The organism is Endozoicomonas sp. ISHI1 (assembly GCF_024606225.1).
GTDB lineage: Bacteria > Pseudomonadota > Gammaproteobacteria > Pseudomonadales > Endozoicomonadaceae > Endozoicomonas_A.
In genome coordinates, this window is sequence record NZ_JAGRPU010000004.1 from 43549 (window position 1) to 65463 (window position 21915).

At 47.0% G+C, this 21915-nt stretch carries 22 protein-coding genes; 13 read left to right on the forward strand and 9 right to left on the reverse strand.

From position 1 onward, the window contains the following. Positions 1–181: 181 nt before the first annotated feature. The gene (locus KBW69_RS04480; protein WP_257255456.1) at positions 182–1123 is read left to right on the forward strand and encodes a hypothetical protein; all 942 of its coding nucleotides are present in this window, start codon (positions 182–184) and stop codon (positions 1121–1123) included. Positions 1124–1212: 89 nt separating this feature from the next. On the opposite strand, the gene KBW69_RS04485 is transcribed toward KBW69_RS04480, so the two are convergent. After that, positions 1213–1902, reverse strand: a complete 690-nt coding sequence (locus KBW69_RS04485; protein WP_257280075.1) for a hypothetical protein — start codon at positions 1900–1902, stop codon at positions 1213–1215. Between KBW69_RS04485 and KBW69_RS04490 the strand changes: the two genes are divergently transcribed. The 4 genes from KBW69_RS04490 to hslU all read left to right on the forward strand — a co-directional run bounded on the left by KBW69_RS04490 (position 1903) and on the right by hslU (position 6831). Continuing rightward, entirely contained in the window at positions 1903–2502 is a 600-nt protein-coding gene (locus KBW69_RS04490) for an SPOR domain-containing protein (protein WP_257280076.1), read from the forward strand. A gap of 68 nt (positions 2503–2570) precedes the next feature. Then, positions 2571–4691 (forward strand): S9 family peptidase, encoded by a 2121-nt coding sequence (locus KBW69_RS04495; RefSeq protein ID WP_257280077.1) that lies wholly within the window; start codon positions 2571–2573, stop codon positions 4689–4691. A 152-nt stretch (positions 4692–4843) separates the two neighbouring features. Continuing rightward, entirely contained in the window at positions 4844–5392 is a 549-nt protein-coding gene (gene hslV, locus KBW69_RS04500; protein WP_257255452.1) for an ATP-dependent protease subunit HslV, read from the forward strand. Positions 5393–5490: 98 nt separating this feature from the next. Further along, positions 5491–6831 (forward strand): HslU--HslV peptidase ATPase subunit, encoded by a 1341-nt coding sequence (hslU, locus tag KBW69_RS04505; RefSeq protein ID WP_257255451.1) that lies wholly within the window; start codon positions 5491–5493, stop codon positions 6829–6831. A gap of 4 nt (positions 6832–6835) precedes the next feature. On the opposite strand, the gene KBW69_RS04510 is transcribed toward hslU, so the two are convergent. From KBW69_RS04510 to KBW69_RS04520, 3 genes are all read right to left on the reverse strand, one after another. After that, complete coding sequence (locus KBW69_RS04510; RefSeq protein WP_257280078.1) at positions 6836–7978, reverse strand: LPS O-antigen chain length determinant protein WzzB; 1143 nt, start codon at positions 7976–7978, stop codon at positions 6836–6838. 26 nt (positions 7979–8004) lie between these two features. Beyond that, positions 8005–8181, reverse strand: coding sequence for a hypothetical protein (locus KBW69_RS04515; protein ID WP_257280079.1), 177 nt, complete (start codon positions 8179–8181; stop codon positions 8005–8007). Between the two features lie 79 nt (positions 8182–8260). Then, complete coding sequence (locus tag KBW69_RS04520; RefSeq protein WP_257280080.1) at positions 8261–8575, reverse strand: hypothetical protein; 315 nt, start codon at positions 8573–8575, stop codon at positions 8261–8263. A 277-nt stretch (positions 8576–8852) separates the two neighbouring features. Here KBW69_RS04520 and KBW69_RS04525 point away from each other — a divergent pair, with 277 nt between their 5' ends. Then, a complete protein-coding gene (locus KBW69_RS04525; RefSeq protein ID WP_257255447.1) occupies positions 8853–9236 on the forward strand; it encodes a DUF971 domain-containing protein in 384 nt (127 codons plus the stop codon). Positions 9237–9244: 8 nt separating this feature from the next. On the opposite strand, the gene KBW69_RS04530 is transcribed toward KBW69_RS04525, so the two are convergent. Next, positions 9245–9748: a hypothetical protein gene (locus KBW69_RS04530; RefSeq protein WP_257280081.1), complete on the reverse strand. Its 504-nt coding sequence runs from the start codon at positions 9746–9748 to the stop codon at positions 9245–9247. A gap of 224 nt (positions 9749–9972) precedes the next feature. Here KBW69_RS04530 and adk point away from each other — a divergent pair, with 224 nt between their 5' ends. The 7 genes from adk (at position 9973) to KBW69_RS04565 (ending at position 15620) form a co-directional block, all read left to right on the forward strand. Beyond that, positions 9973–10623 (forward strand): adenylate kinase, encoded by a 651-nt coding sequence (adk, locus tag KBW69_RS04535; protein ID WP_257255445.1) that lies wholly within the window; start codon positions 9973–9975, stop codon positions 10621–10623. A 157-nt stretch (positions 10624–10780) separates the two neighbouring features. Further along, complete coding sequence (tsaB, locus tag KBW69_RS04540; protein ID WP_257255444.1) at positions 10781–11452, forward strand: tRNA (adenosine(37)-N6)-threonylcarbamoyltransferase complex dimerization subunit type 1 TsaB; 672 nt, start codon at positions 10781–10783, stop codon at positions 11450–11452. 74 nt (positions 11453–11526) lie between these two features. Beyond that, complete coding sequence (locus KBW69_RS04545; RefSeq protein ID WP_257275430.1) at positions 11527–12330, forward strand: undecaprenyl-diphosphate phosphatase; 804 nt, start codon at positions 11527–11529, stop codon at positions 12328–12330. A gap of 335 nt (positions 12331–12665) precedes the next feature. Then, the gene (locus KBW69_RS04550) at positions 12666–13586 is read left to right on the forward strand and encodes a class I SAM-dependent methyltransferase (protein ID WP_257255442.1); all 921 of its coding nucleotides are present in this window, start codon (positions 12666–12668) and stop codon (positions 13584–13586) included. Positions 13587–13869: 283 nt separating this feature from the next. After that, positions 13870–14529 carry a peroxiredoxin gene (locus KBW69_RS04555; RefSeq protein ID WP_257255441.1) on the forward strand — a complete coding sequence of 220 codons (660 nt, stop codon included), beginning with the start codon at positions 13870–13872 and terminating at the stop codon, positions 14527–14529. Between the two features lie 11 nt (positions 14530–14540). Continuing rightward, the gene (locus KBW69_RS04560; RefSeq protein WP_257280082.1) at positions 14541–14714 is read left to right on the forward strand and encodes a hypothetical protein; all 174 of its coding nucleotides are present in this window, start codon (positions 14541–14543) and stop codon (positions 14712–14714) included. A 117-nt stretch (positions 14715–14831) separates the two neighbouring features. Beyond that, the gene (locus tag KBW69_RS04565; protein ID WP_257255439.1) at positions 14832–15620 is read left to right on the forward strand and encodes a class I SAM-dependent methyltransferase; all 789 of its coding nucleotides are present in this window, start codon (positions 14832–14834) and stop codon (positions 15618–15620) included. Positions 15621–15718: 98 nt separating this feature from the next. Here KBW69_RS04565 and plsB read toward each other — a convergent pair whose 3' ends face one another. From plsB to KBW69_RS04585, 4 genes are all read right to left on the reverse strand, one after another. Next, on the reverse strand, positions 15719–18199 hold the full coding sequence (gene plsB, locus KBW69_RS04570) for a glycerol-3-phosphate 1-O-acyltransferase PlsB (RefSeq protein WP_257275428.1): 2481 nt from the start codon (positions 18197–18199) through the stop codon (positions 15719–15721). 199 nt (positions 18200–18398) lie between these two features. Next, positions 18399–18785 carry a hypothetical protein gene (locus KBW69_RS04575; protein WP_257254534.1) on the reverse strand — a complete coding sequence of 129 codons (387 nt, stop codon included), beginning with the start codon at positions 18783–18785 and terminating at the stop codon, positions 18399–18401. Positions 18786–18818: 33 nt separating this feature from the next. Further along, complete coding sequence (gene dapE, locus KBW69_RS04580) at positions 18819–19949, reverse strand: succinyl-diaminopimelate desuccinylase (protein WP_257254533.1); 1131 nt, start codon at positions 19947–19949, stop codon at positions 18819–18821. A 170-nt stretch (positions 19950–20119) separates the two neighbouring features. Continuing rightward, a complete protein-coding gene (locus KBW69_RS04585; protein ID WP_257254532.1) occupies positions 20120–21604 on the reverse strand; it encodes a hypothetical protein in 1485 nt (494 codons plus the stop codon). Positions 21605–21915 lie beyond the last annotated feature (311 nt).

The following is a 21915-nucleotide window of genomic DNA, read 5'->3' on the forward strand; positions in this document are numbered from 1 at the left end:
ATTGATGTGTACTTGCCATATAACCCAATTATAGGGGCTGCTCCGCAGGTGCTGCCCCCTCCCATCTGGAAATTTTTGTAAGGTAGCCTTGCTGAATGGTTAGCAATGATAACCAATTATGGAACAGATTTCATAAACAGATATCTCATATTTAAATCATTTTTTTTAGGAGATATCAACTATGTTGCCAAGTCAAAAGCCCGTAGTATCTAAATTGCAAGCTCAATTTTGCTTAGCACCTAAATTAGAGCTTGATAAAGAGCTCGATTTACCTGCCACTAAAAAATGTAAGGCTGGTGATAGTAGTGAATTGAAAGGATGGGCACTAAAAAAAAGAAAAATAGAATCAAAGTCTTTAAATAAACCGTCTGACATTGATGAAATAAAAGAACTTAAAGCATTGGTTTCGAAGATGGGTGGCGCATTAGGGGGTGGTATAACACTTTCTGATGAAGTGAAAATAAAGGATAAGGAGAAAATGATTTCTCTATTCAACTTGATGCATGCATGTTTAGAAAAATATGAGTTGAATGAAGTGCCAGATAAATACCCCGATTTAATAAATATAAAAGAGGCAATAGAAGATACAACAGGTTTATTTAAAAGTGTGTGTGATGGATTTGTAAGAATTTCTTGTTTAAGGAGTTGTGTTAATATCGATCAAGTGTTTTTAGCTAAATTGCATGACTATTTGGGTGATGATACTTGCTTGGAAGTTTATGCTGGTAATGGTTGGCTTGCCTCAGAACTTAAACTAAGGGGGTGCAATATTGTTGCTACGGATAATTTCTCCAGGTTTGATAAAGAAAGAAGTAGATATTCTCCATTTTTAAGAAATGTCGAAAAAGTAAACGCTTCCGATGCCGTTGCTGATTTTATTGGTAAATTACAAAATAAAGAAAGAGGAGCTATATTAGTGTGTTTTCCCGAAGGTGATTTAAATGAATTAAAGTTGGTTTTTAAAGCACCAGTACAAAATCCTGATATTAGAATAATTGCTATAGGAGCTAATGCTGCAATGTGCTGTATGCCTGAAAGTTTATCTAACAGCGATATAACAGAAACAATAGCCTATACCCCATCCATGAATGGAGAACGTGTTATAGAATACCGGTCCACCTAAGGCTTCAGCCGCGAGCCGACAGGCACGTCGGGCGGAGCGGCGAAGCCCCAAGAAGCCCCAACGAACCGGAAGCATTCGTTTGATCGTGGTTATTGGCGGGTAAGCAAGGCTTGGAGCATTTCTTTGACTTCACTAAATTCAGAGCTTTGCTGGTCAATTTTCTGTTCGAGGCAGTCAAACCGCTCTTTAACCTCATGTTTGAATTGGCTATGTTCTTTTTCTTGCAGGTCAAAGCGCTCTTGAACCTCATGTTTGAATTGGCTATGTTCTTTTTCTTGCAGGTCAAACCGCTCTTTAACCTCATGTTTGAATAGACTGTGTTCTTTTTCTTGTTGGTCAAACCTTTGGTGCATTTCACCACGGGTTTGACCCAGACCATCAACTACGTCAGTCAAAGTGTTGCGAATATGATCAATCTCTGTTGGCTGAGGTCTTGCTTTGGAGCTCACTGGCATAACTCCAATCAATGTGAGTGAATAGCACAGAGTAGCAGAGATTAACGCTAAGACACTTTCTTTGTGCGCTCCACCGTCAACTCCGCTCTGCAATGACCTTCTTCTACCGTTTTGAAATGTCCCGTTTTCAGCTTGGGATTGGCCATAAAGACCAGATCTAAAGTCACAAGTGCCGTGATTGCATGGTAACAGAGGGTATCCGTGGTAATATGACCTTGTTCGTGAAAATCGTCTTGTTAAAAAGGATATTGTGCAAAACTTCGATTCATGGGTGAGAATGAGTCTCTTGTTTTTCCCTTTTGAAGTAGATTTTGCATCAGACATATGAGCACCCGTACTCCACCAAAAAGAGGCGCCAGCAAGGCCGCTTCGAAAAAGAAATCCAGTCAACAGTCAAAGCTGCCAGGCTGGATCTGGCTGGTCACCGGTTTTGCGGCTGGCTTTTTTGTGGCTTTCCTGATCAATCTGACACCGGCTCCTGTTTCCGTTAATGCGCCTGCCAAGTCTGTTGAAGCGGCTCAGCCCGATAAGAAAAGTCCGGAACCGGTCTTTGATTTTTATACCGTGCTGCCCGAACAGGAAGTCATTCTGCCTGAACCTGTTGAGCGGCAGTCGCCGCCGACAGTAGCGGCCAGTGAAAAAACTGGTTCAAAATCCGTGTCTGAAGCGCAAACAACCACAAAGCCCGGTGTAAAGTATTTGTTACAGGCAGGTTCATTCCGAAGTGCCAAAGATGCCGAACGCCTCAAGGCTCAGTTGCTGTTGGCAGGCCAGGAACCCAGAGTCGTCAAGGTGACCGTGGGGGCAGGGGAGTCATGGCACAGGGTTCAGCTGGGGCCTTTTGAAACATCAGAAAGTATTGATCAGGCAAAGCAGGTGCTGGCTGATTTCAAAATTGATGGTCTGTTGCTGAGAATGAAATAGCTGGATTCACTTTTTATTCTTGAATGATACAGTGCCTTGAGCGAAGAAAAATCAATCAGGTGGTAAGTATGAAAGCACCGGTAGCCCAAAAAATAGCCCATGAAATCGTTCAACATGGTATTAGCAGGGTGGATGACTACCACTGGCTGAGAGATAGAAACTGGCAGAAGTTTATTGCCGGTGATCTGGATTTTGATAATCCAGCGGTTCTTGAGTACATCCGGTCTGAAAATGCCTATAAAGATGAGTGGATGAAAGGCTACAAGGAGGTTGAAGAAAACCTCTACGGTGAAGTTCTGTCTCGTATCAGGGAAGATGATGAATCTTGGCCGGTCAAAGAAGGTGCTTTTTTCTATTACACAAGGGAAGAAAAAGGCAGGGACTATCCGATTCTTTGTCGCAAGAAAGGCTCAAGAAAAGCTCACGAAGAAGTCTACTTTGATGTAAACAAGGAAGCAGAAGGTAAAGAACTTTATATTTTCGGTGCTTCAGGCACTAACCTCAAGCAGACTCATTTTGCCTACAGTTTCAATCTGACCGGTTCAATGGAGAGAACCATCCGGGTTCGGGATCTGGAGACGGGGCAAGATCTGAAATGGGAGTTTCAAAACAGTACCGGGTCTTTTCTTTGGCATGGCAATGAGCATCTGTACATTGTTGAGCGGGATGAGTCGGGTCGTGGTCGTGACGTGTACAAAGTCGATATTCACAAGGGCGTTACTGAAAAGGAGTTAATCTATTCCAAACCGGAAGAATACGACAGTATGTTTTTATCGTTATCCCGAACCAATGATCGTGAGTATTTCATGATTCATCTGGATAGTGGTTCTACTCATGTCGTGTATGTGGCTGGACGGAATTCTGATCAGTTTGAAAAGTTTGCTGTGGGTGAGAACGATGTCTCTTTCTCCCTGGAGCATTACAGGGGGGACTTCTACATTCTGACCAATCAGGATGAAGCCAATGACTTCAAAGTCATGAAGTGTCCGGCAGCTCCTCACATGCCGATAGCCGATGAAATGCCTGTAGCTCATGAAAAGTGGGCTCAGGAAAACTGGCAGGACTTCATTGCGGAGCAGAAGGGCCTGTGCCTGAGCAGTATCCACTTCTACAGCCACTTTCTGATTGTTGAACGCAAAAATAACCAGAAAGTGCTCGACGAAGTGGCTGTGATGGATATGGATTCCGGAACCTTCTCAATCATCTCCATGCCTGAGGAGGCTCATTGTCTGGAGTTTTATGGTGACTGGGATCATCAGGCGACCGTTGTCAGGCTTGATTATGATTCACCTATATCGCCAAACACAGTGTTTGAGCTGAATCTGGAAAATGGCGCTTTGACAGAAGTTTATCGCAAGGATGTTCCGAATTTTAATGCCTCGCTCTATGAAGTGAAGAGAGAGTTCGCCCCGGCTCGGGATGGTGAGCAAGTGCCACTGACCATTATCTACAAGAAAGGCACTAAGCTGGATGGTAGCAACAAGACCATGGTCTATGGTTATGGTTCTTATGGTCATGGAATGTCGGCAGGTTTTTCTTCGCCTAAATTCAGCCTGATTGATCGTGGTTTTGTCTATGCCATTGCTCATATCAGAGGTGGCGATGACAAGGGGTATGACTGGTATCTCAATGGTAAAATGCAGCATAAAATGAACACCTTTAACGATTTCATCGATTGCTGTGAGTACCTGATTCATCGTAACTATACAAGCAAAGGCCAGATTGCTATCAATGGTGGCAGCGCGGGCGGCTTGCTAATGGGGGCTGTCACCAATATGAGACCTGATCTGTTTGGTTGTGTTGTTGCCGATGTGGCTTTTGTTGATGTGATCAATACGATCAGTGATGCATCTTTGCCCCTGACTGCGCCAGAGTGGGAAGAGTGGGGTAACCCGATAACGAGTAAAGAAGACTTTGACTACATCTCTGGCTACTCTCCCTACGACAATATAGAGGCCGGGAACTATCCGCCTGCGCTCTACAACTCGGGGATATCCGATGAGCAGGTCACTTACTGGGAGCCGACCAAGATGGTGGCCAAACTCAGGGCGTTGAAAACCGATGACAACCCTCTGATCCTTAATATGAAAATGCATGCAGGCCATGCCGGTGCCAGCAGGCGTTACGAGTGGATACAGGATATAGCGTTTGACTACTCCTTTATCCTGAAATGCTTTGATATGCGGTAACAGAGTGCCAAGTGCGAAAATTACACTCATCACCAACTGGTTAGTTACTCACAATGCGGTATGGAAAGTTTTTCCGGGCCGCCCCCTTGATAATTCTGTCTTCTCCCCAATATTAAGTGACGAATCAAGCAAAATGCTAAAAGGAGCCTACCTTGGAACAGTATCGTGGCACCACCATTCTGTCCGTACGTCGAAACGATAGTGTGGTCGTAGGCGGTGATGGTCAGGTTTCACTGGGTAACGCCGTCATTAAGGGTAATGCCCACAAGGTGCGTCGCCTGTTTAAAGGTAAAGTGATAGCTGGCTTTGCCGGTGGCACAGCAGACGCATTTACTCTTTTTGAACGTTTTGAAGCCCAGTTGGAAAAGCATCATGGGCGTCTGGAAAAAGCAGCCGTTGAACTGGCGAAAGAATGGCGTACCGACAGGACATTGCAGCGTCTGGAGGCCATGTTGATTGTAGCTGATGCTAAAGCATCTCTGGTCATTACCGGCAATGGTGACGTTATGGTCACTGATGATGGCATTCTGGCCATTGGCTCGGGTGGATTCTTTGCTCAGTCTGCTGCCAAAGCGCTTTATCAGAATACTGATTTGGGCGCGAAAGATATCGTAGAGAAAAGTCTGGAAATAGCTGCAGATGTCTGTGTCTATACCAACCAGAACCGGGTTATCGAAGAAATCAAGATAGAGCAGTCTTGACCAAAAGGCTGAAAAGCAGAAGTCAGTTACAATATGGCTTCTCGCTGACAGTGTTTAAATGGTGAGTTTGCTGATCTTTCGTTTACAGAGTTTGTGACATGTCAAATATGACCCCTCGTGAAATCGTTCACGAACTGAATAAACATATTATTGGCCAGGATGATGCCAAGCGAGCCGTAGCCATTGCTCTTCGCAATCGCTGGCGTCGTATGCAGCTGGATGAAGAGCTGCGAAATGAAATCACTCCCAAGAATATTCTGATGATTGGTCCTACCGGCGTGGGTAAGACTGAAGTCGCTCGCCGTCTGGCTAAACTGGCTAATGCGCCTTTTATCAAGGTCGAGGCAACCAAGTTTACAGAAGTGGGTTATGTTGGCCGTGATGTTGAATCTATTATCAGGGATCTGATGGATGCAGCTATAAAAATGCTGCGTGAGCAGGAAGTTGAGAGAGTAAAAGATCGTGCTCTCGATGCGACAGAAGAAAGAATACTGGATGCCTTACTGCCGCCTCCCCGCTCCTTCTCGGAGGACGCCGAAAAGCCTCAGGATAATACAACCCGTCAGGTGTTCCGCAAGAAGCTGCGTGAAGGCCAGCTGGATGACAAAGAGATCGAGATTGATGTTCGCGAAGCAGCCATGGGTGTGGAAATTATGGCACCTCCCGGCATGGAAGAAATGACCAGCCAGCTGCAGAATATGTTCTCAAATCTGAATTCTGGAAAGCAGAAAAAGCGCAAGCTAAAAGTCAAGGACGCTTTGAAACTGGTTCAGGACGAAGAAGCTGCGAAACTGGTCAATGAAGATGAACTCAAAACCAGAGCGATAGAATCTGTTGAGCAGAATGGCATTGTTTTCATCGATGAAATTGATAAGGTGGCCAAGCGCTCTTCCAGCTCAAATGCTGATGTTTCCCGTGAAGGTGTTCAGCGGGATCTGTTGCCATTGATCGAAGGCTGCACCGTTTCCACCAAGTACGGTATGATCAAAACGGATCACATTTTGTTCATGGCTTCAGGGGCGTTTCATCTTGCCAAGCCATCTGATCTGATTCCGGAACTGCAGGGCCGCCTGCCTATTCGTGTTGAATTGAAGGCACTTACCACCAGAGACTTTGTTCGTATCCTGACTGAGCCGAATGCATCCCTGACGAAGCAATATCAGGCTCTGATGAAGACAGAAGAACTCAATATTACCTTTGCTGAAGATGGTATTGCCCGAATTGCGGAAGTGGCCTGGACAGTCAACGAGAACACCGAGAATATCGGTGCCCGTCGTCTACACACTGTTATTGAGCGTCTGCTGGAAGAGATCTCCTACAGTGCAGCAGACCTCTCTCACAAGCACAGCGAATCACCGCTGTTGATTGATGCTGCTTATGTTAACGAGCATCTGGGTGAGTTGGTTCAGGACGAAGATCTGAGTCGCTATATCCTCTGACCTTTTAGCCGACCATACTCGGGACGTTATGGTCGGCAGCTCGCTTTCTCTCTTCTCTGCTTTTGAGAGCTATCCTGATCAGGGCAAGGAAGACTCCGGCCATCAGACCTAACATAGCGCCTAAAACGACAATAAGCTTTTTATTGGGTTTAGAGGGCGAAGCTGGCATGACCGCAGGTTGCTCTATCTTGGCTGGAATCATGGAAGAAAAGTCCGGGTCCAGTTTTTCTAATTGTTCCAGCTGGTAAACACGACCGGATACACCTCTGATATAGGGTTTTTCTGTGCTATTTTCTGTTTCGGGAATGCTGTAAAAGCGATACTTCTCAATTCTGTTATTGATCGCGTCAACTCTCGACTTCAGAAGCTTCTCACCCAGCAGGTAAGGGGCTCCATCAAGAATGGTTGCATTCACTTCACTGGTCCGAAGTTCAGTAATCCCGGCGGCTTGTGCCTGGGCTAAAGCTTCTCTCAGTTCTGTCAGGCGCAGTTTGTTGTAGGATATGAAGTTTGATTCCAGACGATTGATATGGCTTATGATCTGTTTTTTCTTTATGTCAATTTGTGCTTGAAAGTTCTCATTCATATGGTTTAAAAATCGGTCCTGAGCGTATGGCAAAAGAATTTCATTGACGATTGATGCTGATTCTTCAGGGCTGTGAGAGCTATATCGAATTTTCGTTCGACTGTCCCCCTTGTCCGTTGTGATGGCTAAGTTGTTAGAGAATGCCTGATATTGCGCTGCAAGCATTTCAGGATCGGGTGTGGAAGTATTATCCGCAAGCGATGACTCCTGGAAAGCATAACGTCTTGCAGCAGGACTGGTTAAATACTTCATATACAGCTGATAGGCTTCTTCAGTCGAAAGGTACCCCGAGCCACTGTTATTACTATTTGAAGCAATTAAGAACACATTACTGTTCCAGGCTGCAATATCTGCAGAAGAGGGTTCGTTTAAGACGGCTTCAGTTGTGTAGCTTACAGGAAGCTTAAAGGCTGTAACCACAGCAATGGCTGTTGCTAAAGTGGTAATCGCTATAATCAGCCATTTTTGGGCAAATAGTTTTTCTACAAGCTCAAAAAGATCAATTTCGTCGTCAGGGTAAGGGTTATGGTATAAGTCATTAGGTGTCTGTAGGTTGTTCATGCCTGAGATAAAATCCTTGGGCGTAATTATTGGTTAGGTAATGACTCGCCATTATCCTGAATAAAAGGGTTAATGTCTCCTCTGGTTTTATGTCGATCATTCAGGGGTGGGTTGTAGCTTGCCTGGGAATGGATTGTTGTTATATTGAGGATGTCAGCCAATAGGCCTCCAACTCTGTCGGAGGCCGCTTGACTGTCACTCATAGTTCAGTGATTTTCAACGTTTTATCGCTACTTGCAGTCAACAGCTGGCAGCCAGTGGTACTGAAAGCAGCGTAGTTGATCACTTCTTCATAGAGGTGCCTTGTTCGAAGAATACCCCATCGGCATCACGACCAAAGGTTCTCGTTGTTCCATCCTGACTGGTCATCAGGACTTGGGTACCATCGGCGCTGAAGGTAGCTGACCTGATTGGGCTATCACGAAAAACGGTGGCCTTTTCTTCCGATGATCCATCGGATTTCGGGCAATAGATTTTCGCGCTGCCATCATCACAGACGACAACCTTACCGAAACAATTACCTTGAGCTTGAACAGGCTGTGGCGAGACTGAGTAAGTCTGCCCAGCAGCAGCGCTGGGCGTGTTATTTACGTTCATGTTAAGTTCCTTTCGTTAATTTAGTAGTATCCTCGATCACAAGGATGTTGGTTTGAAGGGCATTCAACAAAGATGTCCTTCAACTCTTTGAATGGTTTACAGATGGAAAGTTCAAAACATTGATGTAAGCGCAACTAACAAGGAAGCAAGACTCTAACTACCATCGGACACCTATTCACCCTTTCATATCAAGTTGTGTCTCAAATTTGTCCCCTACAGAGGACTCTGATGTAGACTGCGTTAAGCCAGTCGTTCAACTAAAGCAGAGACTTTCAGCATGCAGCAAAAAATCCCGGAAGCATTGAACTTTCACAAGCAATCCCAACGACTCGAGTTGAATTACAGTGCAGATGAGACATATCAACTCAGTAGCGAGATGCTTCGCGTCCACAGTCCTTCTGCCGAGGTCAGGGGGCATGGTAATCCAGTGCTGCAAAGGGGTAAAAAGCAGGTTCAGATCATCAGCATAGAAAGGGTGGGCCATTATGCGATTAAAATTCACTTTAATGATGGTCATGACAGTGGCATCTACGACTGGGGCTATCTCTACGATCTTTGCGTCAATCAGGAAAAATACTGGGAGAGCTATCTGGAGAAGCTTCACCAGGCGGGAGAAAGCCGTGAAGCTGATGCTGATGTCGTCAAACTGATGATCCGTTAAATCTTTAATTAATTGAAAAGACTACCTCTTTCGGGTTTCCACAAGTAGACCGCTTTACTCCAGGGGCATTCATAGAGCTGCATCATGGTTCTCTCATTATGAGTGATGACGATCTGGTAAGTGACTGATTCTCTCTGGGGCCTGCTGGTCAGGATAATGGTGGCAGGTTTACTGATAAGAACAGGGGTTCCACCCAGGTTGAGGGTCTGTTGGTAGAGCCTGTTCATGATGGTTGAGATGCTGCCACTGGCAGGATCGTAGGAAAAATTTTCGTTAAATGAAACTCTGTAAGTGCGCTTGTCAACGGGCAGGTCGCCAATGTTCTTGCTTATCTTACAGTTGTCGAGAGTAAGATAGCCGGAAGGCGGTCGGTTACTCTTTATAGCGGATAGTAGCCAGCGATGTCCCATGATTTTAGCGTTAGGAAGTGCCAAAGTGGTGACCGGCAAGGTCACAGCCAGTAGGGTCATAGCCATTATGGACACTATCTTTACTCTGTATGACCTTCTCATGTCTGCTTCTCTTCAGAATGGGCGTTCTGATGACTGTATCGGCCAGCGGATGCAGAAATTTCATAGTTGTGACTTAACCTCGTTTATCTTGGTGATGGGTATATGGAGGTTAGAATTTTCCTGTATCAACTTGTAACGCAGTGACTCTGTGTATATCCTTTGTGCCTTTTAAAATCGTCATAACAAGGCTCGAGCAGTGGGTCTTGACAGACAGGAGCCTGTTCATGAGAGTGATTCTGTTGGGTGCCCCGGGTGCCGGAAAAGGTACGCAAGCCCAGTTTATCATGGAAGAGTTTGGTATCCCCCAGATCTCTACCGGCGACATGCTGCGCGCAGCAATCAAGGATGGTACCGAGCTAGGTCTTAAAGTAAAGGCGGTTATGGATTCCGGGTCTTTGGTCTCAGATCAAATCATCATTGAGCTGGTTAAAGAACGTATCGGCAAAGACGATTGTGCCAAAGGTTTCCTGTTTGATGGCTTCCCCAGGACCATCCCACAGGCTGAAGCACTTCGTGATGCCGGTGTAGATATTGATCATGTGATCGAAATTGCCGTTGAAGATGAAGAAATTGTTCAACGCATGGCAGGAAGACGTGTGCACCCTGACAGTGGCCGTACCTATCACGTTGTCTACAACCCACCAAAGGTTGAAGGTAAAGATGATGTAACGGGTGAAGACCTGATTCAGCGTGATGACGATATTGAAGAGACCGTCCGCAAGCGTCTTGGAGTTTACCACGATCAGACCGCCCCTCTGATCAGCTTCTACGAGAACATTGAAGGACAGACCCGCTATACCCGTGTTGAGGGTGTAGGCAGCGTTAATGATATCAAGGCCAAAGTGATCAGTGCCCTTAAGTCTTCGGCTGCCTGATAAGCTTTGTTGTCTGGCATCTCCAGATGCTAACCGTAGAAAAAAGGACGACTATGCGTCCTTTTTTACGTTTTCAAGAGACTTTCGCATTAGCGGGCAATGATACGGCCTGCTTTTGAATGTGTGAGATACCCCTCCTCTCTATAGAGATACAACGATGAAAATCCTGGCTCTTGATAGCGCTACAGAAGCCTGTTCAGTTGCACTGAATCTGGACGGTGAGATTGTTGAGCATTTTGAGTTGTTACCCAGAAGGCACAGCCGTGAGCTTTTGGGAATGGTTGACAATCTTTTGAAAAAGCAGGGCGTCAGCCTGTTTGATCTGGATGCCATGGCTTTTGGTCGTGGGCCTGGTGCTTTTACAGGTCTCAGAATAGCGACTGCCATGGTGCAGGGGTTAGCGTTTGCCACGGACAAACCGGTTGTTGCAGTGTCAACCCTGAGAGCCTTGGCACAGGAAGGCTTCAGAGTGCATCAGTCAAACGCTGTACTGGCATCTATTGATGCCCGCATGGGGGAAGTTTATTGGGGTGCTTTCAAGGAAGAAAATGGATTGATGAGGCCAGTGATTGAAGAGAGCGTTATTGCTCCAGAGCAAGTGCTCGTGCCCGATGGCGAAGAGAACTGGCTGGGAATGGGAACGGGTTGGCAGTTCGAAGACTTGCTGGCAGCAAAAGTGGTGAAGTGTTTTCCCGAGGCTTATCCCAGAGCGGCAGATATCGCTATTCTGGCTGCGGCTGATTTTAACGAAGGATTTGCAGTGCCTGCTGAGCAGGCCAGACCTGTCTATCTCAGGGATAAAGTTGCTCTCAAGAAAAGTGAACGCTGAAATGCCTTTTCTTTGTTAACCATTCTTTGAAGCCGATATGTGCTGATATTACCCGGTAAGGGAGGGATGCTATCGTGGATAGCCTTCAGGTAATCATTCTTGCTCTGCTTCAGGGCCTGACAGAGTTTCTGCCAATTTCCAGTTCTGCTCATCTGATATTGCCTGCGCAGTTGTTGGGTTGGACGGATCAGGGGCTGGCATTTGATGTGGCTGTTCATATTGGCACATTGATCGCAGTTGTGGTCTATTTTCGTCAGGATTTGATCAGAATTGCCCTGGACTGGCTGGGCTCTGTGGCAGGTAAAGGCTCAACGGTGAACAGTCGTCTGGGTTGGTACCTGATTTCTGCGACCTTGCCAGCGGTTCTGTTTGGTTTTGCCCTGAAGTCTGTGGGTCTTGATGAGGCTATGCGCAGCATTGCTGTCATTGCAGGAACAACCATGATTTTTGGTGCTCTTCTGGGTTGGGCTGACTATAAAGGGAAAAAAATACAGCCTATTGAAACGTTGAACTTCCGTCAGGCTATGATCATTGGCTTTGCTCAGGCTATTGCCTTGATTCCGGGAACGTCTCGCTCAGGTATTACTATAACAGCTGGCCTGATGCTCGGCTTGACTCGTGAGGCGGCAGCCCGCTTTTCATTTTTGTTATCCATTCCGGTCATACTGGGGGCGGGGCTGCTTCTGACACTGGATCTGATTAAATCCACAGAGCCGGTCGACTGGGGCATACTGTTCTCTGGTGCCCTGATAGCAGGTGTCAGCGCCTGGATCTGTATGCATCTCTTTCTGTCATTTATCAATCGAATCGGATTGATGCCTTTCGTGATCTATCGCTTTGCTCTCGTTGCTGTACTGATGGCTGTTATGATGTTCTGACCATCAGTATGGTTATGGCTAAAGGCACAGCCATCTATCCTGCCGTATGGGTGAGTTTATCTACTGAATACTCACTTTTTTGTTATTAAAAAGTGGCTTCTTCTGCCTGTAAATTCCAGTTGATCATTTGTGTAAACAGGCTTTACTTCTTATTAATCGTAATTGGGGACTGTTCAGAAAAGACTGCGTCTGTTTCAGACTGATCTGAATGAAAGCACTTTTTCATAGGACGGACTACTGCACTTGGGTATACGGTTAAGTACGAAAGATCAGTGCCAGCACAGTTGAAGAATTGGTTCAGCTCCTACTCACTGTCCTAAAACCAGGAGATTTGAATGAGCAGTATTCGTCAGGGCATCAATAAAGTATTTCGCCGCCAGACATACCAGGTTGTGAAACCGAGCGAGCATTCCGATACTTCTCCAGACCTCGCCGTCGAACTTGAAAAGTACCGCTCCAGAGATCACTGGAACAGGTTTTGTGAACGCTTGCTACTATCCTCCTTAAAGAGCCTCACACAAAGCGTTCTAATTGAATGCGACAAACACGGAATTGAGGCACAGGAATGGGCGTCTGGTGTTGAAGACGAGTTGCGTTTTTGGTGGGATGGCCTTTCCAGGAATATGCTTGCGGCTCATCATGAAGACTTCCGAAAAGAGTTTCTGCTGGACTTTCCTTTTCAATATGAGGACTCATTACCCGGAAATGCAGAAGGTCATATAGAAATCCTCGATATGGGCTGTGCGCTGAAGCCAGCGGTTGGGCGTCTCCTCAACCAGCAAAAGCTGGACATAATAGCCGCTGACCCACTGGCATGTGCCTACAACACATTGATGGATATCTACGGTCTTGAGCGCGGCTACGACCTGGTTTTTGGTGTAGCAGAGAAAACGGCTGACCTGTTCGGGCAAGAACGGTTTGATTTCATTCTTGCACAGAACTCTATCGATCATGGATACGACCCAATACTTTCCTTTGAGCAGATTTGCAGGGCGTTGAAGGTTGATGGTGCCGCTCGCTTCCAGCATTTTGTAAATGAGGCGGAAACGCAAGACTATTCAGGATTCCACCAATGGAACATCGAAAAACACAGTGATTCCACACTGAGGGTCTGGAACCGTGGCAGCAGTCAGGTCGTTGACTTTAGTGTATATGGCTGCGAGGTTAGCGTGAACGAATTCGTCTATGAACGGTTCAAAACAGAGGAAACTGTTGGCATCAATGTTCAGGTCAAGAAGGTCAAAAGTGTGGTTTGACGTCTAAAGTATTAAGCCAAATCACCTGCACGTGATGTGCAGCTCCTGCGCGGTGTCAGGCAAGGATTTTGCGCAACATCACAGCGGTCCTCAGCGCCATTCATTGCGTTATTTGACACAGCATTGATCTGCTGGGAAGTCTGCGTTTTCTGCCAAAAATTGTAATTCCACACTTTTCGGACAAGACTGTGTCTGTTTCAGACTGATCATAATGAGAACATTTTTTCATCGACAGCGCTGAGACATCGACTCATGACCCGAGATTGCTCCCTGAGGAATTGACATGACTCTGAGAATTAATGACGTTGCCCCTGATTTTGCGGCTCAAACTACCCAAGGCTCCATCCACTTTCATGACTGGATAGGTGATTCCTGGGCCATCTTATTCTCCCATCCAAAAGACTTTACACCCGTTTGTACGACAGAGCTTGGCTATATGGCTCGACTGCAACCAGAGTTCGAAAGACGCAATTGTAAGCTCATTGGCCTGAGTGTGGATCCTGTTGATGATCATGAACGCTGGGCCAGAGACATTGAGGAAACCCAGGGGTACCTGCCCCAGTACCCAATGATTGGCGATACGGACCTTAACGTAGCGAAGCTATACAATATGTTGCCTGCTGACGCTGGAGATACCTCAGAAGGGAGAACAGCTGCCACCAATGCTACGGTAAGAACCGTGTTTATCATTGGGCCTGACAAGCAGATTAAACTGATGATGACCTATCCAATGACCACTGGCAGAAATTTTGATGAGATCCTTCGCTCACTGGATTCTATTCAGCTAACCAGCCGTTGCAGCGTGGCTACGCCAGTGAATTGGCAGCCTGGTGAGGATGTGATCATTCCACCTTCGGTTACGGAAGAAGAAGCCAGAAAGCAATTCCCGGAAGGTTGGATGACACTGAAGCCTTACCTGAGGATGGTAGCTCAGCCTGATTGATGCTGGAATGAATGTCTAAACCACAAATAAAAACAGCAGACCATGAATCTGCTGTTTTTGTTTGTGGTTTGCAGTTTCAAAAAATGGGTCTGGCGGCCTTTCAAACTCATGGCAAGAAGGCAAGAAGGCAAGAAGGCAAGAAGGCAAGAAGGCAAGAAGGCAAGAGGCTGGGCTCTCTTTACTGAAATTCATGCTCTAAAGACTGCTTCCGACGGGCTCCCGGGAGAAGTGATTCGAGGTTTTCAAATGCTTCCCCAGTGATAAAATTCAACCTACCTCAACATGTTGTGAGCAAAAGGCGAATGGCCAGTTCTGTCGTAGTACAAAATCATCCGGATCCTGATAAGCAGGCCTATCTTGATACGCTGCTTCGTGCAATGGATGAAACCTGTCTTATTATGAATCCAGCTGGCTGTGAGGAAGATCAACTTCTTCTTGGTTTTGAAGATGATCGTCTTTCCCTGAAGCGGGCTAATGGCAAGGAAAACCCCATCAGTGTTGACTTTGTGGGTGGCAAGGCGGGCCATAGAAGAAAGTTCGGCGGCGGGAAAAGCCAGGATATAGCCAAAGCGGTGGGCTTGAATAAAGGTGTCAAACCTCATGTGCTGGATGCCACAGGAGGGCTTGGTCGAGACGCATTCGTGCTGGCCTCGCTGGGTTGCAAGGTGACCATCATTGAGCGTTCTCCCGTCATCGCCGCTTTGCTGGAAGACGGTATCAGAAGGGCGATGGAAGATCGGGAGGTCTCGGAGATTGCCGGACGTATGCTGTTGATTAAACAAGACAGTCGTCGTGCAATGGAGTCGAGTATGTCCGCTGGAAAACAGTTCGATGTCGTCTATCTGGACCCCATGTTTCCGCATAAAGGGAAATCGGCACAAGTTAAAAAGGAAATGAAAATCTTTCAGGCGTTATTATCGGGTGATCCTGATGCAGATGAGCTGCTTGAGCCTGCGCTGAAACTGGCCCGATACCGGGTAGTGATTAAAAGGCCCAGGCTATCACCGGAATTGGGCAATGCTTCGCCCACCTACAAACTGCAAGGGAAGGCATGCAGGTACGATATCCATGCTCTTAAGGCATTTGAGTAAAGGTTGTGAATTAAGTATCCAGCGACCGCCATCTTTCAATATCCGCTAAATCCGATGGTGAAAGATGGCGTCTGCACGGGCGCTGTAACGGCAGTGAGTTAATGCTCTTTGATAGGAGTAGGTTGTGTTTTGGTGGTTTGCAGTATGCTGTGGCGGACTTCGCTGGTCAGAACCTTGAAGGCTTCATCGGCGACCATTTTGACTTCATCGCCAAAGTTGAGTTTGTTAGTCTGGGTAATCTCCACTACGTTATTGAGCCGTAATTGCTCGATAAAGTTTTTGAACAGAGCTTTGTCAAAGAACTCGGGAGCATTCAACCCGTGGATAATGGACAGCCTCTGAGCCAGGACTCGACTCTGGTTTTCCAGTGTCTCCTGTTTAATGTTGCCATTGTCATTACTGATCAGCAGGCTGATGACCATGAAAAAGCGCTCGAGCGTCTGGGCAATGGCACGGGAAAGCACTGTCAGAGTGACAAACTGAGCTGAACTGTACTCAGGCTGACGGTAGTAGCCGTCATGGTCGCTGATAATCAGGCCTTCGCTTTCCAATGTTTCCAGCCATTTGACGACCACTTTCAGGAAACTTCTTTTGCTCCACTTCAGAAAGAGTTCAGATTTAAGATAAGGGTACAAAATGGAGCAGACCCGGAAAATTTCTCTCTGCGTCATGGCGCTGTTATTAATAAACAGACAACTGAGCAGGGAAGGCACGGCAAACATATGCAGTACGTTATTCCGGTAATAGGTCATCATGACAGCGGTCTTTTCGTCAAGGCTGTAGACATCACCCAGAGAATCACTGAATTTATTGAGTAAATCCAGCTTCTCCGCATAGCGGATGACGCCATAGCCATCCATATCAGTAATAACGGTCTTGTCGCTGTAGGGGGATTTGCTGAGCAGCCGCTGATAGATCTCTATCAGCAATACCAACTCCTGTTCACCCAGGGCATGACGAGGCGATGAAAGCAGGGCCATGGCGACCAGGTTAACCGGGTTGATGACAGCAGCTGAGTTGATCTCGCTGGCAATTTTGAATGCCAGAGTATTGGTCGCTTGCTTTAACCACTTTGGTTTAAAGCCTTCAGACTGATCTTCCTGCCATTGAGGAACTTCCTTATCCATGAATTCACCCATGCTGACAGGGTTGCCAAAGTTGATCCAGGCTTTGCCAAACTGATCCTTCAATGCTGCCAGTGTTCGCACAACGTCCAGAGGGGACTCTTTTTTCTTACTTTTGCCCCTTAGTTCACTCATGTAAGTGCTGACTTCCAGCAACTTCTCATAACCAATATAAACCGGCACAAACACTATGGGCTTGCGATTATCTCTAAGGTAGCTTCTCATGCTGATAGAGAGCATGCCGGTTTTCGGGTTCAGAGTCCGACCGGTTCTGGAGCGGCCGCCCTCAACAAAATATTCAATGGGGAATCCGCGACTGGACAGGGTATGCATGTATTCATGAAAGACGGCACTGTAAAGGGGGTTGCCTCTGAAGGTTCTTCTCATGAAGAAAGCCCCACCTTTACGGAGAATGGTACCCACGATGGGCATATTCAGGTTGATACCGGCAGCAATATGGGGAGGCGTCAGTCCCTCATAGTAAAGAGCATAGGAAAGCAGCAGGTAGTCGATATGGCTGCGGTGACAGGGCACGTATACAATACTGTGCTTCCGGGAAAGTGCTTTGATCGGTTCAATGTTATTGATCGACAGGCCGTCGTAGAGTTTGTTCCAGAACCAGGTCAATAGAATATCCAGGAATCTGAGGACCGGATAAGAATAGTCAGATGCGATTTCATTGGCGTACTGCCGAGCCTTGTTTTCAGCCTCAATCAGGGTAATTTCCTGGGCGGCGGCTTCGGTCTCTATGGCTTTGCGAATCTGTGGAGTATGGAGCAGACCATTGACCAGTATTCTCCGGTGAGAGAGATCAGGACCAATGACAGACTCCCTGAGCTGACGAAAGTGTACCCTGAGAATTCGACCCACCTTGCGTAGTGTGCGGGTATGTTCCTGACCTTCATCCACCATGTCTCTCAGGGACATGGCCGGGTTAAAGTGAACCATGGTCTGTCTGCCATGAAGCAGGATGGCCATAAACTTTCTGAAGCGCCCTCCCAGACTGAAGTTCCAGTCAAAAAGGAGTTTCAGGGCGGACTGCTCTTTATCCGGAGCCCGTCCCCAGAAAATACTAACAGGAACCAACTGTACGTCCCGGTCGGGATGCTCCTCGGTTTCCTTGAGCAGGTTTGCCAGTGTATCTGCCGTTTCCGGATGCTCTCGCTGAAGCAAAACACCTCGTTGTTGAGTCAGGTAAAAATAGGCTTGATCACCGTTCTTGCACTCTTTGTGAATAAACGCATAGGGACGAGGAAGACCGGCTTTTCGACACTCCTGCTCAACCACCATCAGATCAGACAGGGAGCGGTTACGAAGTACGTAGCAGACAGTCTTGTCTGGTTGAATCCCAAGACTTTCTGTAGTGTTGTTATGAACTGTTGTTCTGACCCAGATGAATAACAGCTTTCTCAAGCTATGAAACAAAACGCGACTGAGAGTATTGGGTTTGTGCATTGGGCTGGCTGCGGCCTGAAATCAAGAGGGTAAATGGCTACCGGTGGATTCTAGCTTGAATAGAGGCAGTGGCGCAAAGAAGAAAGTGTATATTTGCCGGATCGAAAGCACGCCCGTAAGGCAATTATTCTTTCCTGACAGGGAAAGCCATGGGTAAAAACCAGAGATGCTGAGTAGCTTCTCTGGCGGCAATAAGATGTCAGAGGGCATTTGGCCAGGAAACTGTGCTTTCTTCACCTGTTTCCGTCATCTGCCACCATTCATCCATATCTTCACCGTCTGACCAGGGGGCCGCATTGGCTCTCACCCGGCATTTGGCAAACTGGTTCAGGCTTCTGGCACAGGCCATGTCATCACTCCATGGGGTTTTATTGGCTTTGAACCAGATGCTGGTCCAGGCTTTGCCAACAGCGCCCTCAACAATCATGACGGGCGCTGATCCTTCCTCGCCATGCAGCAGAAAGTCGTGAACTTTCTTGCCGCTACTCAGCACTTCAAGAGTATCAAAATGAGCTCTGAGCCATTTCCGGATCATCTCCAGGCTCAGGTCTTTGGCATAGATTTCAATATCTTCAATGTTATTCATAGAGGGTTATAGCGTTATAAATGGAGCATAAATTTACGTCAGGAGTCGCTTCAGGATGCCCTGATAAATCCTGTCGAGATGATTAAGGTCACCGGCTTTGATGCATTCATTTACTTTATGGATGGTTTTATTGACCGGCCCCAGCTCAACCACCTGGGCACCGGTTGGCGCTATGAAGCGGCCATCGGAGGTACCACCGGAGGTCGACAGCTCAGCATCCAGGCCGGTTTCAGCTTTGATGGATGCTTTGGCGGCATTTACCAGTGCACCGGGGCGGGTAAGGAATGGCTGGCCGCTGACATGCCATTCAATATCGTATTCAAGGTCATGTCTATCCAGAATGGCCAGCACTCTTTCTTGCAGCGCTTTATCAGTGACTTCGGGAGAAAAACGGAAGTTAAAGTTGACTTCGCACTTTCCGGGAATCACATTGCTGGCACCTTCTCCGGCATGAATATGCCAGATCTGGAAGCTGGTGGGCGGGAAGAACTCATTACCCTGGTCCCACTCTTCGCCAGTCAACTCTGATAGCGCCAATGCCACTTCATGAACCGGGTTTCTCGCCAGATGTGGGTAAGCGACGTGTCCTTGAATACCATGAATTACCAAGTGACCGTGCATTGAGCCGCGGCGTCCATTTTTGATGATATCGCCCACCTGATGGGTGCTGGAGGGTTCGCCTACGATGCACCAGTCTATCTTTTCGTTACGGGCTTCCAGGTACTCAATGACTTTTACGGTTCCATGCCGGGCAGGGCCCTCTTCATCGCTGGTAATCAGGAAAGCGATAGAGCCTTTATGGTCAGGGTTTCCAGCAACAAAAGTCTCACAGGCTGTCACCATGGCAGCCAGACTGCCTTTCATATCGGCTGAACCACGTCCCTGCAACATGCCTTTTTCATCGACAAAGGGAGAAAAGGGAGGGTTATCCCACTTTTCTACAGGACCCGTGGGGACAACGTCGGTATGACCGGCAAATGCCAGTACCGGCGCAGTGTCTCCCCTGCGAAGCCAGATGTTTTCGACGTCGCCAAACCGCAGTTTCTCTACTTTGAAACCCAGTGGTTCCAGGCGGCTGATCATCAGATCCTGACAGCCCTCATCTTCGGGAGTGACGGAGGGACGCTGAATCAGATCTATGGCAAGTTCAATCGTGGGGGTCATGTGCGGTTTGTCTGTTCTATGGTTTACAGTTTTTCACTTGGAACGGTGATTGTACCACGTCATGAACTTGCCAGCCGAGCCAATAAAGTCTCCGGAATACCAGGGTTTTCAGTTTTGTTGCCCTGGCTATCAACAAGACATTGGCTCAGCCCAAGATCAAGACCAAAGGCTTAATCGATCTTGATCTTGGTAGGGTCGGCCAGATCCGATAACGCTTTTAGCGTCATTGATTTCTGTAATTCATCGGTTGAAGACTGCTCCAGTTTTTCACAAGCATTCTCGAAGGCCTGTGGCTCAAGGTAACACACCTTAAAAATTGTTTTCAGCCTTTCTGCCAGTTCAATTCTTTCCGCACGAACACAAAAGTCAATGAGCGGGTTGAGCAGGAACAATTTGTCTTTGACCGGTCCGGAAAGCAGACAGGTATAACACCGGATGAAACTCTCGAAACCTACAATCTTGTGAGGTTCCATGCGATCAACATCGACCAGAGTTTGTTGCAAAATATCCAGAACGGTGTCTTTAATTATCTGATGGTCAGCTGCCCCGGGATATCCCTGTTCTAGCAGTTTCACGACAGAGCCCCGGTAAAATGGATCCCTGAGGGCTTTGCAAAGATCCTTGTCGTTAAGGCGGATACTGACCGATGCAATTTCTTTATCCCATTCATTCGCCCATTTCTCCGCCCAAGTGAAATGACCCCTGGTAACCAAGAGATTCAGGAGGGAGTAAGCCAGCTCTGCATCCTTGATGCCGAATTTGAAAAATTCCATAAAACACTTCCCAATATCCTCAAAATCTCTTTCGTCCAGTTTTCGCAGCCATTTGGAGTCTCCCAGGCATTTTTCCAGCCCGTCAGCGAGCGTTTTCCTGGCAATCTCCATGGTTTGATGATCTTGCATATTTGCCAGGGCCAGTATCGCTTTGCCGTGGTCATGAAAGTAGTGTCCGTGAGGTTCGTCGGTATGTTTAGTGTATGGCGCTTCATTCTGGACCAGTTTAGCGAGGGCTACCTGAAAATGATTTGCTTCCAGAGTTGCCTGATGTTTATTTTTAAAATACTGGGCATGTGGCAAATCTCCCCGGACGACAAAAAGATTCAGAGCTGAATTCGCCAGTGCATTACCACCATTGCCACAGCTGGTCACCAAAGAGTCGATAAGCTTTTTCAGCTTTACGTACTCTTTTTCGGGTATTTTACGAATAGATGGATAATTATCCTGCAAAATGGTTTTAAGGTTATCTTTGGCTAATTGCGCAGCTTGATCCGGAGATGACAGTTTCAGCGATGCCAGCAATGATTTTACCCGGGCGGCATCTTTTGCATCTATGGCCTCTGCCAGAGCAGGTAAAACCTCTGTTAGTTCCATCGGACTTACTGGTTGTGAATCGGCTGTCAGTTTGGAGCCCGTGTGTGCGGAGCTGCCGGAGACAGAAGAAGCGATTGTCCTTTCCGAAAGCGCTGCTGCAGCAGTCACTGTACCCGTTTCTCCGTAGCCAATAGCGCGGAAGAAACCGTTATAGATAGCGCCAAACCAGCTGTTTACAGCCCTTCCGTTTTCAGCCCTTCCTGAGCTTTCTGTTGACTGGACAGATAGCTCCTGCCTGATCGAGCTGTTCTGTTGCAGTGTTGATTGGGAATTAACAGGTTGCATAATTTGTACCTCTCTGAGTTTAATTGAATTTAATTTAATATTGTCAATGTCATCTTGGACAACACAAAGTGCAACTAGTTCCAGACAATCAAAATAGAAGAGCCAAACGTGTTTTCTCTTTCAATCATTGCAGGGACGATACCGATAATCCCATTATCAACCAGCACACTGGCAAAGTACTTACCAGACGGATTCTGCTAACAAGGGTGTCCATTTCTCTGACCTATAAATGAACTCTTCGGAACCTTCTGGCGTCTAATTAATAACGAGCGGTATCGCAATACCTGACTTGCTACTCAAGGTGCTTTTCA